Annotated in this window: 13 protein-coding genes; 6 read left to right on the plus strand and 7 right to left on the minus strand. The window is 41.3% G+C overall.

What is annotated here, in order from left to right; genetic code table 11:
• Positions 1-191: 191 nt before the first annotated feature.
• The gene (locus EBB54_RS28660) at positions 192-1,466 is read left to right on the plus strand and encodes an ATP-binding protein (protein WP_125130202.1); all 1,275 of its coding nucleotides are present in this window, start codon (positions 192-194) and stop codon (positions 1,464-1,466) included.
• 206 nt (positions 1,467-1,672) lie between these two features.
• Here the strand turns inward: EBB54_RS28660 and EBB54_RS28665 are convergent, their stop codons facing one another.
• Positions 1,673-3,244, minus strand: a complete 1,572-nt coding sequence (locus tag EBB54_RS28665) for a CAP domain-containing protein (protein WP_125130204.1) — start codon at positions 3,242-3,244, stop codon at positions 1,673-1,675.
• A gap of 606 nt (positions 3,245-3,850) precedes the next feature.
• Positions 3,851-4,159 carry a hypothetical protein gene (locus tag EBB54_RS28670; RefSeq protein WP_125130206.1) on the minus strand — a complete coding sequence of 103 codons (309 nt, stop codon included), beginning with the start codon at positions 4,157-4,159 and terminating at the stop codon, positions 3,851-3,853.
• Positions 4,160-4,336: 177 nt separating this feature from the next.
• Here EBB54_RS28670 and EBB54_RS28675 point away from each other — a divergent pair, with 177 nt between their 5' ends.
• Complete coding sequence (locus EBB54_RS28675) at positions 4,337-5,344, plus strand: PDDEXK nuclease domain-containing protein (protein ID WP_125130208.1); 1,008 nt, start codon at positions 4,337-4,339, stop codon at positions 5,342-5,344.
• A gap of 90 nt (positions 5,345-5,434) precedes the next feature.
• Here EBB54_RS28675 and EBB54_RS28680 read toward each other — a convergent pair whose 3' ends face one another.
• The 5 genes from EBB54_RS28680 to EBB54_RS28695 form a co-directional block, all read right to left on the minus strand.
• Positions 5,435-5,701, minus strand: a complete 267-nt coding sequence (locus EBB54_RS28680) for a toll/interleukin-1 receptor domain-containing protein (RefSeq protein ID WP_162307232.1) — start codon at positions 5,699-5,701, stop codon at positions 5,435-5,437.
• Between the two features lie 59 nt (positions 5,702-5,760).
• Complete coding sequence (locus EBB54_RS28685; protein ID WP_125130184.1) at positions 5,761-6,126, minus strand: STAS domain-containing protein; 366 nt, start codon at positions 6,124-6,126, stop codon at positions 5,761-5,763.
• A gap of 58 nt (positions 6,127-6,184) precedes the next feature.
• Positions 6,185-6,553, minus strand: coding sequence for a hypothetical protein (locus EBB54_RS30475; protein WP_162307233.1), 369 nt, complete (start codon positions 6,551-6,553; stop codon positions 6,185-6,187).
• A 101-nt stretch (positions 6,554-6,654) separates the two neighbouring features.
• Positions 6,655-8,742, minus strand: a complete 2,088-nt coding sequence (locus EBB54_RS28690) for a DEAD/DEAH box helicase (protein WP_125130214.1) — start codon at positions 8,740-8,742, stop codon at positions 6,655-6,657.
• Positions 8,743-9,172: 430 nt separating this feature from the next.
• The gene (locus tag EBB54_RS28695; RefSeq protein ID WP_125130216.1) at positions 9,173-10,876 is read right to left on the minus strand and encodes an AAA family ATPase; all 1,704 of its coding nucleotides are present in this window, start codon (positions 10,874-10,876) and stop codon (positions 9,173-9,175) included.
• Between the two features lie 257 nt (positions 10,877-11,133).
• On the opposite strand from EBB54_RS28695, the gene EBB54_RS28700 reads away from it, so the two are divergent.
• The 4 genes from EBB54_RS28700 (at position 11,134) to EBB54_RS28715 (ending at position 15,433) form a co-directional block, all read left to right on the plus strand.
• Entirely contained in the window at positions 11,134-11,832 is a 699-nt protein-coding gene (locus tag EBB54_RS28700; protein ID WP_125130218.1) for a LytR/AlgR family response regulator transcription factor, read from the plus strand.
• A 69-nt stretch (positions 11,833-11,901) separates the two neighbouring features.
• On the plus strand, positions 11,902-13,155 hold the full coding sequence (locus EBB54_RS28705) for a sensor histidine kinase (RefSeq protein ID WP_243127852.1): 1,254 nt from the start codon (positions 11,902-11,904) through the stop codon (positions 13,153-13,155).
• Positions 13,156-13,269: 114 nt separating this feature from the next.
• Entirely contained in the window at positions 13,270-13,692 is a 423-nt protein-coding gene (locus tag EBB54_RS28710; RefSeq protein ID WP_125130220.1) for a hypothetical protein, read from the plus strand.
• Between the two features lie 163 nt (positions 13,693-13,855).
• Positions 13,856-15,433 carry an AAA-like domain-containing protein gene (locus EBB54_RS28715; RefSeq protein ID WP_125130222.1) on the plus strand — a complete coding sequence of 526 codons (1,578 nt, stop codon included), beginning with the start codon at positions 13,856-13,858 and terminating at the stop codon, positions 15,431-15,433.
• Positions 15,434-15,441: the final 8 nt, after the last annotated feature.

The raw sequence follows: 15,441 nt of genomic DNA on the forward strand, positions 1-15,441 counted from the left end.
ATTGAATGGATCAAGGAGAATGGCTTATATTTCTTATTTCCCTGTATGCGGCTATTCAAAAATACTGATTTTATTTAGACGGAATTTTTATTGACGGTATTCCAGATTTTGGCTATAATAAAACTATAATTTGATTTAGTCGAATACATTTATTCAAATTACCTATACTGTAATGGAAGGGAGAGATTGTCATGGCATATATTAAACGAGCTGCAGAAGATACGATTGCACAGGTTTCTAAAATGTTTCCCGTACTGCTGGTGACTGGCCCAAGGCAGGTGGGTAAAACGACTCTGCTGCAAAGACTGGCAGAGATACAGCAAAGCACAGGGATAGAACGAAAATATGTAACCTTGGATGATCCTGACGTAAGATATTTGGCAAAACGTGATCCAGCGTTATTTTTACAGAGATATTCTCCGCCGATATTGATTGATGAAATTCAGTACGCAACAGAATTGCTGCCCCATATTAAAATGAGCGTAGACCGTACCAAAAGAAAAGGCGATTTCTGGATTACGGGATCGCAGGTCTTTCGTTTGATGAAAAATGTAAGCGAAAGTCTTGCGGGACGGGTCGGCATTGTGAATTTATTGGGATTGACCGATGCGGAAATTTATCAGGAGCCAAGCGAACCATTCCAAACGGATGCGTCACACTTGATGAACCGTTTATCTGTAAGGAACCAGAAGGGCTTAAATGAAATTTACGGCAGAATTTTCAAAGGTTCCATGCCGGAGCTTTATGCAGATGAAAATGTGGACTGGGAGACCTATTACCGTTCCTATGTGAACACATACCTGCAGAGAGATATCCGCGATCTTGCACAGGTTGCCGATGAGATGCAGTTTTATAATTTCATGACGGTCGTAGCCGCACATACCTCAAAGCCTGTTGTCTATGAGGAATTGGCAAACGCCGCTGGTATTTCGGCGCCAACGGCGAAAAAATGGCTGTCTATTTTGGTATCGTCCCATATTATTGCCCTTGTACAGCCATACCACAATAATGCTCTGAAACGGGTTGTGAAGATGCCTCTCCTTCATTTTTTGGATACCGGTCTGGCAGCTTATCTCCTAAAATGGGGAAATCCCGAAGCATTGGAAAGAGGGGCCATGTCCGGAGCGTTCTTTGAGAGCTATGTGTTTTCAGAAATCTATAAAAGCTATCTGAATGCGGGAAAGGAGCCGCCTATCTTCTATTACAGGGATAAAGACCAGAAGGAAATCGATTTGCTGCTTTATCAAAACGGGATTCTTTCCCCGATAGAGATCAAAAAGGCAGCATCCCCTGGCAAAACAGCAATTAAGAATTTCAATGTGTTAGAGCCCGTGACGCGCGAGGGGGCTTTCGAAGGTTTAGAATCTCTAAAAGTAGAGATCGGGACAGGAAGTGTAATTTGCATGGCAAACGACTTATTGCCTGTGGATGAAAAAAACTGGTTTGTTCCGGTTTGGTTAATTTAGTCAGTGGTTCGAGCCATTGAATATACAGCATAGGATTTTCTGCCGGATACTTTAAAGGCTCTCTGATTTTTCAGACGGACTGATATCTTCCAGGTGACGGGGGATATCTTTCCCCTGCATACCGAAAGTTGTGTGATTTCTGAACTTCAAAAACAAAAGGGATACCTGTTTGTGTGGTATCCCTTTTGTAAGTTTGTCGTTAGTGTTTACTCGAACAAGCTAAAGAAGTTCACATCGTATTCGATGCTGGTAGCTTTACCATTCTTATCCAGAACGCCGTCGATCTTTACGGTGTAATTGTTACCGAAGGAGGTGAAATCCTTGTTGGAACCGTTGAAGTCATCTGCGCGGAAGGTGATGCAACCGTTGGTGTAACCATAGTTCTGGTTGTTGCAGAAAATTTTGTGGGACGGTACTTTGAATTCGTGTCCGTCCGGATACGTAACCGTGATGGTCAAATTCTTGGATGGTACGATTTTGTAGTTGTTGCCAAGCTGGCAAGTCCAGGGCATGGTTGAGTTGAGTTCGCTGTTAAGGGACTGTGTGTCTGTGTTGTAGCTCATCAATTCCTTTGGCATATTTGTTGCCGGCCAGGTTACAAAGTCTTCAATGCGTTCTTTTGAATTGGTATTGTCATGGGCATACATGCAATTGTATTCTCCAACCTGCCCAAAGCCGACTTTGGACATGGTGGGGTTCAGAATCCAACGACGATGTCCCATTGCCAGAATGTTTCCAGCGTCTCCGTCATACATGTAACCGTTGAGGATGGTTTCTGTTAGGCTTGTATGACCTTTTCCGATGTTTCCGCCACGGGTGCCTGCTGAACCGAGTTTGAACTGATCTGCTGTGATATTGTCGGTCTTTGGCGGGAAGTGTGTCAGTCCGCCGTAGTCCACGCCGTTGATGACAGTACCCTCAGTACCTTTCATGACCATAGCGCCGTTCTGGGCGTATTCGTTGTACATATCATCCAGTGTTACTTCTCCAAGGCCCGCAGTCTTACGGATCATGTTGATCAGATCCAGTCCCTCTTTGAGAGTGGTGTCCGCCAGTTTTCCAGGGCTGCAGGAATCCTTGCCGATGACTGGCTGTTCTGCGTATTCATGGGTGAACTTGGAGTTTTCGCTTCCGAATCGACGGTTGTCTGTGAAGCCAAGCTGTGCGGCATAGTCTTTCAGTGCCTGCTGAATCTTTTTGTTCTCTTTGTCTTTCTCGCTTTCTTCTTTGGAAGCGTCTTTGTCGTCCTCTACGACTTCTGCGCCAGCGGTTGCCTGTCCAAAAACGGCTTCACCTTTTTTGTCGTATGTGACATTTGCGGAGCTGTCATTGGTAGTAGCTGTGTTTTCTGTCTTGTTTTCGACTTTGTTTTCTACAGCATTTGTGTCATCTGTTGTATTTGTTGAGGATGATACGTTGTTGTCTGTATCAACCGGGTTGTTGTTTACAGACTGGTTGTCATCGGATTTATCCGATTCATTGGTTCCTGTGATATCGCTGCCTACAATGGGAGTGGGATCGGGAACCGTGTTCTCTACCGGAGGTTCTGCAGGTTTGGATTCTGTGGTGTTGTCTCCAGCATCATTGGTTCCTGTGATATCACTGCCTACGATGGGCGTGGGATCGGGAACGGTAGCTGTAACATCTTCGCTTCCGATGTATTCCAGATCCTGGTTAAGATCTTCTTCTGACCAAGCGGATCCTTTTGCTGCGAATGTATTGATGCTTGTGTTTGCAATGATTGCGAAAATCAGGATAATGGATGTGATCTTTTTCATGATTTTTACTCCTTTTTTACTTTCAAATGATTCATTTTTTTTTAGTTACTTACTGGAAGTAAAATTTTCAATGTTCTTTCTTATATCTTCTTATACCCAAAAATAAATAACGCCATCGACGTTTATAAGCTATTCAATTATCAAGGTGCATTTTTAGAAGATTTTCTTCTAATTGATTCAAGAACAACCCATTTTGATATGTATGAATTTTTCTTTCCTCTTTCTATCTTCTTATACACAACAACGAAAAATGTGCAACAGTATATTTCAAAAAACATCTATATTTGCCCTTTTATTTTTTTAATTGCAAATATATACCGTCTAAACGACTCAATGATACAGTAACAGGATTTCGTTCAGAATTTTTTGTCAGAGTTCCTGTCTGAAAGAACTTCTTAACATTTGTATCTTGTAACGTATATAAATAATATTCATCGCAATATCCGATTTTTTGATAGTAATTCATGATAGCTACGGCCTTTTTTTTGAAAAGGTAGGAGTCTTCATTTATGTGAATAGCTTTTTTAATGTGGTTTTTTTTCTCCGCAAACTCATAAAGGGGCGGCAAGACAGAGTAAGAATAATCTCGTTGTCCTTTTGGCTTCTTTAGAGGAAGGAATACTTCCCTTCTTTTCTCAAAAGAAATTTGTTTATCTGCCCTTTTTGAGTTGCTTCAATGGTATATATCGCATCCATGACACACATATCAAAGTAGGATAATTTTTCCCTTCCATGAATGGTAATCTGTCCTGAATCAGGACAATCTCCAGGTTCAAAAGGTTTGTCCAATTCATATTTTTCTGGATGATCTCTTAAAAAGTTTGCAGCATGAGTATTATTAATATATATTTCATTTACGCTGTTTAAAAGCTGTTTGATTTCAACAGGAACGAGGGTAAAATCTAAATGTTTCAAAAGGTTGAGTACTTTTATACCTTTGCCTCTTGTTTTATGGAGTATTTCGTAACACTAAGGTATCAAAATTTAAACTAAGCTGGTATAACATATTTTCTAAATGGAAAAATATATCTTCATCTTGAGCATATTCCATGATATAATTATCCAAACAGACTATCGGAACGAGGGAAATGTATGGACGATTTAGCATTAAACTATCAAAGTGATTTTAATGCCATTCTGCAAATGATAGCAGATGCCCGCCGGAAAGCTGCCTATCAAGTGAATGCCACAATGATTGACCTTTATTGGGGAATTGGAGAATTTGTTTCCAACAAGGCCGTGCAGGATGGCTGGGGACGTTCTACCGTAAAGGCACTTTCTGAATACATTCTGACGCAGGAACCAGGGATTAGAGGCTATTCCCCACAGAATATCTGGCGCATGAAGCAGTTCTTTGAAACTTATTGTGACAAGCCGGAGTTAGGAACTCTGCTAAGAGAAAATACATGGTCAAATAATTTGCATATCATGTCAAAGACAAAATCGGATGCAGAGAGATTATTCTATTTGAAGCTGGCCTCTCGGGAAAAGTATAAAGCAAAAGAACTGGAACGGCAGATTGACAGCGGATATTATGAACGTTTAATGCTATCAGACGGCAAGGCGCCTTCCGCCATATCCCAGGCTGCGCCTGCGAACATAATCAGGGACATGTATATGTTGGAGTTTTTAGATCTGCCCGAGCCTTATAGGGAATATGATTTGAAAAAGGCCATTTTGAAGAACATGAAAAAGTTTTTACTGGAAATTGGCAGGGATTTTATTTTTATGGGAGAAGAATATCATCTTCAAGTAGGAAAGAACGACTATTATACGGATTTAATCTTTTTTCATAGGGAACTACAATGCCTTGTTGCAATTGAGTTGAAAATTGATGATTTCAAACCGGAATACTTGGGAAAAATGCAGTTTTATCTTGAAGCGTTAGACCGGGATGTAAAGAAGCCCCACGAAAATCCCAGCGTTGGCATTATTCTTTGCAAGAGTAAGGACGAGGACGTTGTTGAATACGCCCTGAGCCGGAACATGAGTCCAACCATGATTTCCGAATATCGGACGAAACTAATCAGCAAGGAAATCTTACAAAAGAAACTTGAGGAATTAACGGAAATGGTGGATGAGGATAAAAACTCTCAATGACGTTGAGAGTTTTTCAAAAAATCAATTTATTATGTTAGTACAAAATAGCAGGGGATTATAATAAGCCTCTGCTATTTTTATAACCTCAAGCTAATATAATGTAAGCTCGTTTTTACAATTATGTGATTCCGAAAATTTCTGAGAGAGAGCTGCCACGCATAGGGTACAGCCGTCCAGCATCCTGCCGATTCTTTCCGGCCACTCATCTCCCGGACGCAGCCCATCGTCGTACCATATCCGGTATCCGTCATCAATCATCTGCTCAATGATTGGATATATTCGTTCGCCATCTTCGTGACAGTAACTGAAAAATATATATGGTTCATTTCCATCATAGGGTCTGACATTACATTTCATAATCATACTCCTGTTCTTTATCCTGACCCGGACAAGCCAAAACGCACAAGGTTTGGGTGTTAAACACCTAAGTCCAGTAATTCTGAAAATCCGGTTTTTTCAAATTCTCCGTAAATATGCTCGGGTAATCTTATAAGCTTAAGTTCAGCGTCTTTTTTTTCTATTTCCTGCTGGATACTCAGAAGCGCCCGCATGAAAGAAAAAGACATATAGCTCACTGCTGAAAAATCCAAAATAAGATTCATCCCGATTGATACAAACGCCAGCATCTCATCCGAAAAATCATGAACATAAACCGACTTAAGCCGCCCTCCAAGGAATGCCTTCATGTACGTTTCCCCGACTGTTTCCTGTATCCAGAAATCTTTCTGATCTCCTTCATAAATGACGATCGTATCGCCTTCGATTTTCTTGATATAAGACATTGTTCTGCCTTCCTCCTTATTCCGCCAGCTGCCGGCCATCTGGTAAAAATTTGCCCTTTTATTTTTTTAATTGCAAATATATACCGTCTAAACGACTCAATGATACAGTAACAGGATTTCGTTCAGAATTTTTTGTCAGAGTTCCTGCCTGAAAGAACTTCTTAACATTTGTATCTTGTAACGTATATAAATAATATTCATCGCAATATCCGATTTTTTGATAGTAATTCATGATAGCTACGGCCTTTTTTTTGAAAAGGTAGGAGTCTTCATTTATGTGAATAGCTTTTTTAATTGTTGCAAAATTAATTTTTTTGTAACCAGTATACCTGCTTATTGCAATCCGACGCATAAGATAATGGCACAGTGACGTATTATTAATTGTTGAGGCAAGATCAGTTTGTTTAATGTTTGCTGTATTAAGCAACGAAATCGGTATCGTAATAATCTGGTGGTTTTTTTTCTCCGCAAACTCATAAAGGGGCGGCAAGACAGAGTAAGAATAATCTCGTTGTCCTTTTGGCTTCTTTAGAGGAAGGAACACTTCCCTTCTTTTCTCAAAAGAAATTTGTTTATCTGCCCTTTTTGAGTTGCTTCAATGGTATATATCGCATCCATGACACACATATCAAAGTAGGATAATTTTTCCCTTCCATGAATGGTAATCTGTCCTGAATCAGGACAATCTCCAGGTTCAAAAGGTTTGTCCAATTCATATTTTTCTGGATGATCTCTTAAAAAGTTTGCAGCATGAGTATTATTAATATATATTTCATTTACGCTGTTTAAAAGCTGTTTGATTTCTTTCTGTAAAATATCAGGTTTCTTCTGCCTCTTTGTGAAATCAAGAAATATGTAGGCATCACTTCCTGCAAAAAGGACTTCTTTAAAATCTTTCCTGCATTTATTTATTATATAATTGTAAAAAGAATCCAGTTCAGCAGCAATCTGATTTCCGATATTCTCATCAAATTTTTGATTAAGATATTCGATTATAAATTTCTGAGCATTTTGGGGATTTATCTTTACCTCATCACAGTATTTCTTTATATAGAATAATCTGTAATACGACCAAAAGTATATACTTTCCTTCATTTCCTCTGAAAACTGCGAAAAAATAGCTCCTGTGGAAGCAGATACCTCATTTGTTTTTTCTTTTTTTATTGGTTTGATTTCAACAGGAACGAGGGTAAAATCTAAAGGAATCTTTTTATACTCTCTTTCCGCCTTTTCTTTTTTGACAATCCAATGAATCATATTCTGTAATGTCCCCTTTTCATTTATAGGACCGTCGGCATACAAAAGGTAGCAATCGGCTCGAGGTATTTTTTCGGTATTACGTCCCGCGCGCCCGACTTCCTGATAATAGTTTTCCAAGCTTCTGGGCACATCATAATGTATCACAAGAGAAATATCTTCTTTATCAATCCCCAAACCAAATGCATTAGTAGCAATCATTATATTTCTGCATTGTTTTGATGTACAACAAAATTTCGTATCACTATTTCCATCATAACTGCTCAAAAATAGTTTTTTGTTCTCTCTTTTTTCGTCTGGTAACATTTTGCCTTTACCATAATATTTTACCAGTCTTCCTCTTAGCAATCCATTTTCCTCTAGTTTACTATAAAGTTCATCTACCCCTTCCGTAGTAGTACGATATATAATACATACTTTTGTTTTATTTTTTTCGAGTATATCAATTAATGTTTCATATCTCGTTTTTAAAAAGCCAGTCTGTGTTTCCTTGTCACCCAAACATTGTATAACCTGAAGCGAAAGATTTTTTCTCTCGGTTATATGGTTTTTATATTTAAAATTATTTACTCCTGCAAGTGAAAAAATGTTCTTAATCTCCTCTATATCTTTTTGTGTAGCGGTTGCCGTAAATGCACTTATGATTGGACGTACAGGTCTCTGCTTAATAAAATTTATAATATAAAGATAGCTTTCGCGAAAATCAAATCCCCATTGTGACATACAATGTACTTCATCTATAACAATATGGTTGATCCTCAATCCATTCTTTTCCGCTTTTTTTAATTCCTTCAAAAATTTAGGGCTGCACAGCCGTTCAGGAGTTAAATACAAAAGCTTATATTTAATTTCACATTTGTATTCATTGTCTATTTGAAAGTTCTGTATTTCAGAAAATAATTGCCGTTCGTCTTTATCATTTATACCGGGATAAATAGCTTTGAAACAGATATTTTTAGTTTTTCTTATTTCATTCTTGTTTTGATTCTCTGGACAGCAGAAGACAATATTCTTTTTATTAAAATTTTCTACCTGATCTTCGATCAGTGCGGTCAGAGGTGTGACCACAAGTGTTATTCCCGGAAAAAATACAGATGGCGCCTGAAAACAAATTGATTTTCCGCTGCCAGTGGGAAGAATGGCAAAGGTATTATTGCTGGAAAAGATAAATTCCATAACTTCCTCTTGGTATGGTTTTAATTTATGATCAGGAATAAATCTCTTCTGAATTTCAGATATCCTGCTGCTATTTAATAATCCCAAAGACATATACTCTTCACTACCTTCTCCGAGACCTATGGGCACGAATTTATTTACTCCATCTATTTTATATTTTTTGTACGTTGAAAAACATTTCATACTACAATTCTCCTTGTTCTCGAATCGGTGTTTGATTAAAATATATCGACCATTCTGCCGTATGATAAGTAAAAAAATCGGAAGCCTTATAAACAAGGGCTTCCCAGTACATAAATAGGGATGGAAACAGTACCTTCTACTTTTTGTATAAGTGCTGCTTTCTCCATAAAAATCCTCCCATTCTTTTGTCTAACGCTTACTGATTCCTTATTTCTATCTTCTTATACACATCAAAGTAGAACGTGCAACATATGATTTCCCAAAAAAAAGAACCGATCCATCTAACTAAAAAAGTGGCCGAACTTCCCGGCCACGAAAAAACAATTAAAAAAATTCCATACTTCTCTTGAATCATTCCGGCACGCTGTGTTCCCACGCCTGTAGCCAGTGTATGCCAATATGGCAGCTCTGTTCCGTTATCTTATCCATCTTATTCTTGTCGGCTGTAAGTTACACGGCAAGTTTTTTTATAGCAGGCAATCCCATACTTATGGATCGTCCTCATCCCTTCCTGCTTAAGTGCCGATACATATCCGCCATCCTCAATCTGCTTCATCGCTTCACGGCAGGCTGAATCAAATCTTCCGTTTTCTGCATATTTCACTTCTATAATACATCCGATTTTTCCAGAAGGAACTGTGAGCGTAATGTCCGTATATCCAATACCGGATTCAGCATTAGATTTTGTAATCCAGCTTCCTTCCGCTTTTAATAAGCCCAGCAGCATGCCATGATAAAAATGCTCTTTTAATTCTTTTTTTACAAATGTATCTCGTATACTGATAGAATCTGACATAAATTCATTAAACAAATTCTGAAACATTTCTGCATCACCGTCTCTAACCGCTGCGCAGAACTCCTTCCATTTAGCGGAATTACTGATAGCCTTCACTTTAAACCAGGAACGAATTTTCTTCTGATAGATCCCCAGAACCTCCTGATTCGGAATGGCCAGCCTGTGATATCCGCCCCCGGTCTCCCCGGCAACTGTCAGATAACCCGTGGCAAAAAGTACGCTCCACAAGTATGTCTGGCGTATCTCGACATCCCTGCTGTCAAGATCTGTATAAGTCAATTCCGGAACCAAAAGCTTCTCCACATATTCACCGGAAATCAATGCCTCAATCTCTGACTTGGTTGTCTCCGTAGCATCCTCGATCATATCCTGGATAATGGCGTTGCTGCTGCTGTTTTCCCAATGGGAATCCATCTTTGCATCCGCATTTGCACAAAGTCTGTAACACTGGTTCAGTACATCCCAGGGACAGTATACGTCCACATGCCCAAAATGATATCCGTCATACCATTCTTTTATGTCTTCAAAACGTTTTTCAACACCATAATATTTTAAGATATCTCGTACCTCGCTGTCTGTAAATCCGAAATATTCCGCAAAATCAATATCAGAAATCGAATGCACCATGAAATTATTCAACCCTGTGAAAATACTTTCTTTGGCGATGCGCAGACATCCGGTGATTACAGCAAATTCAAGATGCTCATTTGTTTTAAGCGCCTGGCTGAATAAGGAGCGGATCAGCCGGACCATCTGAGGATAATAGCGGTTCTGGTATGCTTTGTCCAAAGGCACATCGTATTCATCTATGAGAATGATGACGCCTGTTCCATAATGCTTCGCCAACATTTCCGAGAGCAGTGCAATGCTTTCCTGCTGTACATCCTCCTCCAGATATTTTGCATATAGTTCCTGTAAGGAGTTTTTATCAATATCTGTAAGTCTGTCGCTTTCCAGCAGGTATTGATGTCTGCGGGCTTCTTTTTTTAGAACCTGGGACATGATTTTCAATGCATCATCATAGGACTCTCCACTGACATCCTTTAAGGTGACGGCAATCACAGGATACTTTCCCATATGCTGCGCACACAGTTCCGTTTCCCGGGTAATCTTCAATCCTTCAAATAAAGAGGCATCTGCACCAACTTCAAAAAAGGATTTGAGCATATCGAGATTTAAGCTTTTTCCAAAACGGCGGGGTCTTGTAAACAGGTTGACACTCCCGCGGTTTTTTAAAAGATCCGAAATAAATTTTGTTTTATCTACATAGTAAAATCCTTTTGTTCTGATATTACGAAAAAATTCTTCTCCGATGGGAAGTTTTTTCCTCTCTGCCATATTGCAGCACCTCCGCAAATTTTAACGTTTAGTTACTTTTGCTGTGGCTCTATTATACTAAAAAAATGACCGGCCTTCAAGAACCGCCGGTAATATCTGCGCAGAAAATACTTTATTCCCGGGAAGCAACGAGCCAGGTAGCCATGCTTGCATGGATATTTGACTAAATATTTAAGAATGAAAGGAAATCTGAGACCTTGAAAATAACCTGTACTGTATAGTATACTTGTAACAGTTCAGAACAGGGGGACAGACAAATGTTCTTAATCGCCATATGTGAAGATGAAACCTATCTGCTGGAAGAACTGCGCAAAAAAGCAGAGGAATATCTGAAAACGAGACATTACCCTGCCGAGATCCGCACCTTTACGTCTGGTGAGGATTTGTTAAAGGAACAGCGCTCCTTCGACCTGATTCTCCTGGATTTAGTGCTCCCGGGCATAAACGGTCTGGAAACGGCGAAGCGGCTTTCCCGCAAAAGCCGTATCATTTTTATCACATCCTACAGGGAATATGCGGTGGACGCGTTCGAGGTGGAAGCGGTCCATTATCTGCTCAAGCCAGTGACGGATGAGCGTCTGTACCAGGCAATGGACAGGGCGCTGAAGCAATCCAAACAGGCAGACGACAGGACACTGGCGCTTATAAAATCGGGAAGTACCCACATCCTTCCGATACGCGACATTTTGTACTGCGAGGTGTTTGACCACCGCGTCTGTATCCATACAGCGCAGGGAAATTACGAATATTCCGGAACGCTGGACATGCTGGAGGGAAAGCTGGACGGGCGTTTTTTTCGATGCCATAGAAGCTATCTCATCAACATGAGCCACGTGGTCGGCCAGGAAAAAGGGACGGCATTGGTCTCAAACGGGAACCGGGTTCTGATATCACGGCGGAAGCAGGCAGAGTTTATGCAAAGGCTTTTGCACAATTTGAAAAATGAGGTGATCTGATTGGAATACCCGCACATGTTTTCTGTCGGATTTTATAGCTGGTGGCTGCTGCTCAATTGCATTCTCTATTTGGCTGAATTTTATTTTATACGCAGTTTTACCGGGATTCAGGAAAAGAAATATATGGTATGCTATGTATTGACCAGCGGCTTACTTACATTTTTGGCCATGTATTTTCAAAGCTCCGGAGTTCTCAGATTGATTCTGCATATGGGGATCATACTTTGCTTTTCCAGATTTGTGCTAAAGCTCAAATGGGCGGAGACGGTCGCTCCGGCAATGATCATTTTGACGCTGTTTACCTTTATGGAAGGATTTCAGACCGTTTTTATGCGTTGGCTGGCAGGGCATTCTATGAAAATGCATACCGCTGTTTTCATGCAGATGCTTCTGTCCGGAGGGCTGGCGGCTGTATTGCTGCTGACTCTGCATTTTGTATCAAAACGCTATGCATATACGGGAAGGCAGAAGCTGTCCGCCTATATGTATCCATTGCTGCTGCCGTGCAGCTTTATCGTGTGGGTCATCCGCAGCGGGCTTGGGCTGGACATGTGGATGGACCCGGCTGTCAGGAAAAGTTCATTTTGGGAGAAACGGCAGAGCCTGTGGGCACTGATATGGATTCTTGGAGCCTGCATAATCTTCTTTATCATTCTGAGGCTGGTGAGCAGGATTCTGGCGCTGTCCGTTCAGGAAACGGAACAGAAAAGGCTGGAGGATCAGATCCGAAAGCAGTATACATACCTGGAGGAAGCGAAAAAAAGGAATGAGCAGTACCGCACGTTCCAGCATGATATCAACAATCATTTTCTGGTGCTATCCGGGCTGATTCGGGAAAAGAGATATGGGGAGGCAGAAATATATTTTGACAAGCTGCATGGCTCTGCGGACAGACTGCTCATCGGGATTGAAACAGGCAATCCGATCCTGGATATCCTTTTGCAGGAAAAGATCAGCTTCGCTGTGTCAAGCGGCATTGAAGTGAAACACGAGGTACAGATTCCGCCGGATTGCGGTGCGGAGGATATGGATCTGTGCATGATTCTGGCAAACGCGCTGGACAATGCGGTACATGCCTGCAGAAAGGTTACAGGAAGACAGCCGGAGATCTCGGTCATGATTTGGAGACGGCATCATTTCCTGATCATCGAGGTAGTCAATACGAAGGTGCAGCCACAAGGCCGATTGGAGTATGGAACCGGGCTGAACAATATCAGGCGTACCGCAGAAAAGTATGAGGGGACGATGGAGATTGAGAACGACGGCGAAACATTCCGGCTGACGGTGCTGCTGTGTCTTGCGCCGTTTACGAAGATAGAGTGACCGTTGGCGGAAAACCGCTTTTATGATAGGAGATGTGTCCGATATACGGAATGAATATAAAAATATCCACACTGTTCGGAGGTGGGTATTCAATAAAAGCGGAGGTGGAAGCTTATGGTAAACAATGTAAGGCCCAATTATGTAAATCCATTGAAAATGATGAAAAACGACAGAGTGTCAGATCGCTTGAATCCGGCAGCGAAGAAAACGGCGGAAAAGCAGCAGAAAACCCTGGAGGCAGAAAAACAGTCGATTGAAAACGCACTGCTCCTTATGAAAGGAACATCCGGAGACAGCGGGGCATCGGAAGAACAAATTGAACTGCTGGAAAAGAAGCTGGAAGAAATCACAGGCCAGCTCAGGGTGAGTAAGAGGGAGGATGGAACTGCAGTTGAACAGGCACAGTTAAGCGATGCGGCAAAGACACTGCAGGAGAGTAAAAAATTGGAAGAAAAGCGGATGGACAGATTGGAACTCTGTGCGGATACACGGGGAGCGCTGCCGAATTTTTATGAGCATTTGGAGGAAGAGGAGTAGTTGAGCGTCCATCTTATGAAGCTGTCATACCGAAATGGGGGGACAGCTTTTTCTTTTATCAAGAAAGAGTTATAAGACATCTGTTCATTCACTTGCTATTTTCCATACTGCGTGGTAGTATTAAAAAACAGATATCAGAGAATCTGAAAGGCATGGTGATGTGATGGGCAGGTTTTTTAATGTGAATGGCGACTGCAAGCCAGGACGGCATTACATGGTCGATATCCATCCAAAGCTTGATGAAATAAAAAGGATGGTTGACCGGGGCGATTATTTTACAATAAATCGTGCACGCCAATATGGAAAAACAACAACATTGCGGGCACTTGGACGTTTTTTGGAAAAAGAATATCTGGTGATCAGTCTGGATTTCCAGATGCTTAGCCATGCGGATTTTAAAGATGAGCCGAGTTTCATATCTGCATTTTCCGGTGAACTGTTGGATTGCGTTCCGGATATTCCGCGGGAAATCCGTGAAAAGCTTGCCATATTTATGGAGGAAACGGAAAGAAACCGTACCATGTCGGCATTGTTTAAGGTGCTGAGCGGATGGTGCGGGCAGGTGGAAAAGCCAGTGATTCTGCTCATAGACGAAGTGGACAGCGCGTCGAATAATCAGGTATTTATGGATTTTCTAGCGCAGCTTCGCGGCTATTATATCAACAGAGATGTGAAACCGACGTTTCGTTCTGTAATTCTTGCAGGGGTTTATGACATTAAAAATATCAGGCAGAAGATCAGAACGGATGAAGAGCATAAGAATAACTCTCCATGGAACATTGCAGCGGATTTTTTGGTGGACATGAGTTTCTCAGCCGGGGAGATTGCGGGGATGCTGGCGGACTATGAGCATGACAGCCATACAGGTATGAATATTATGGAGATGTCAGAGCTTCTTTATGCGTACACCTCTGGTTACCCGTTTTTGGTCTCGCGCCTCTGCAAACTGATGGATGAGAGGATAGCCGGGGAGAATAAAGGGCTGGGTACTGCATGGTCGAAAAGCGGCTTTTTGAAAGCAGTCCGCATGCTGCTTTCAGAAACCAATACGTTGTTTGAATCACTGCTCAATAAGCTGACAGACTATCCGGAACTGGAGGAAATGCTTCGCGGCCTGTTGTTTACAGGAAAAGAAATTGTATATGTGGTCGGAGTGCGCTCGGTCGAATCTGCATTGATGTTTGGCTTTGTAAAGGTTTCGGACAGCCGGGTTGTGACTGCCAACAGGATATTTGAAACTTTGTTGTACAATTATTTTCTCTCGGTTCCGCCTATGCAGCAGGAAGAAATTTACGATGCGGCATTGAAGGAGAAGACGCTTTTCATAGAAGACGGACATCTGAACATGAAAATGATCCTGGAAAGGTTTGTGGTACATTTTGATGATCTCTATGGTGACAGCGGGCAGAAATTTTATGAAGATGACGGACGACGCTATTTCATGCTTTTTCTGAAGCCGATCATCAATGGAATCGGGAATTGCTATGTGGAGGCAGAGACGAGAAACCGGGAACGGACGGACCTGATTGTAGATTACTGCGGAGAGCAATTCATTGTAGAGACGAAGATTTGGCGTGGGCTTGCAAGGCATCAGCAAGGTGAGGAGCAAGTGTTTGAATACCTCAAGCATCACCATCTGGATAAAGGGTATATTCTGACTTTTAATTTCAACAAAAAGAAGGAGATCGGGGTAAAGGAAGTTCTGCATCGGGACAAGATACTCATAGAAGCGGTCGTTTAATGAAAAGG

The sequence above is a fragment of the Schaedlerella arabinosiphila genome (genome assembly GCF_003885045.1).
Lineage (GTDB): Bacteria > Bacillota > Clostridia > Lachnospirales > Lachnospiraceae > Schaedlerella > Schaedlerella arabinosiphila.

What these genes read in the sequence shown, in the direction of transcription:
- EBB54_RS28660 (WP_125130202.1), top strand. Translation starts at nt 192, where the DNA reads ATGGCATATATTAAACGAGCTGCAGAAGATACGATTGCACAGGTTTCT.
- EBB54_RS28665 (WP_125130204.1), bottom strand. Translation starts at nt 3,244, where the DNA reads ATGAAAAAGATCACATCCATTATCCTGATTTTCGCAATCATTGCAAAC.
- EBB54_RS28675 (WP_125130208.1), top strand. Translation starts at nt 4,337, where the DNA reads ATGGACGATTTAGCATTAAACTATCAAAGTGATTTTAATGCCATTCTG.
- EBB54_RS28680 (WP_162307232.1), bottom strand. Translation starts at nt 5,701, where the DNA reads ATGAAATGTAATGTCAGACCCTATGATGGAAATGAACCATATATATTT.
- EBB54_RS28685 (WP_125130184.1), bottom strand. Translation starts at nt 6,126, where the DNA reads ATGTCTTATATCAAGAAAATCGAAGGCGATACGATCGTCATTTATGAA.
- EBB54_RS28690 (WP_125130214.1), bottom strand. Translation starts at nt 8,742, where the DNA reads ATGAAATGTTTTTCAACGTACAAAAAATATAAAATAGATGGAGTAAAT.
- EBB54_RS28695 (WP_125130216.1), bottom strand. Translation starts at nt 10,876, where the DNA reads ATGGCAGAGAGGAAAAAACTTCCCATCGGAGAAGAATTTTTTCGTAAT.
- EBB54_RS28700 (WP_125130218.1), top strand. Translation starts at nt 11,134, where the DNA reads ATGTTCTTAATCGCCATATGTGAAGATGAAACCTATCTGCTGGAAGAA.
- EBB54_RS28710 (WP_125130220.1), top strand. Translation starts at nt 13,270, where the DNA reads ATGGTAAACAATGTAAGGCCCAATTATGTAAATCCATTGAAAATGATG.
- EBB54_RS28715 (WP_125130222.1), top strand. Translation starts at nt 13,856, where the DNA reads ATGGGCAGGTTTTTTAATGTGAATGGCGACTGCAAGCCAGGACGGCAT.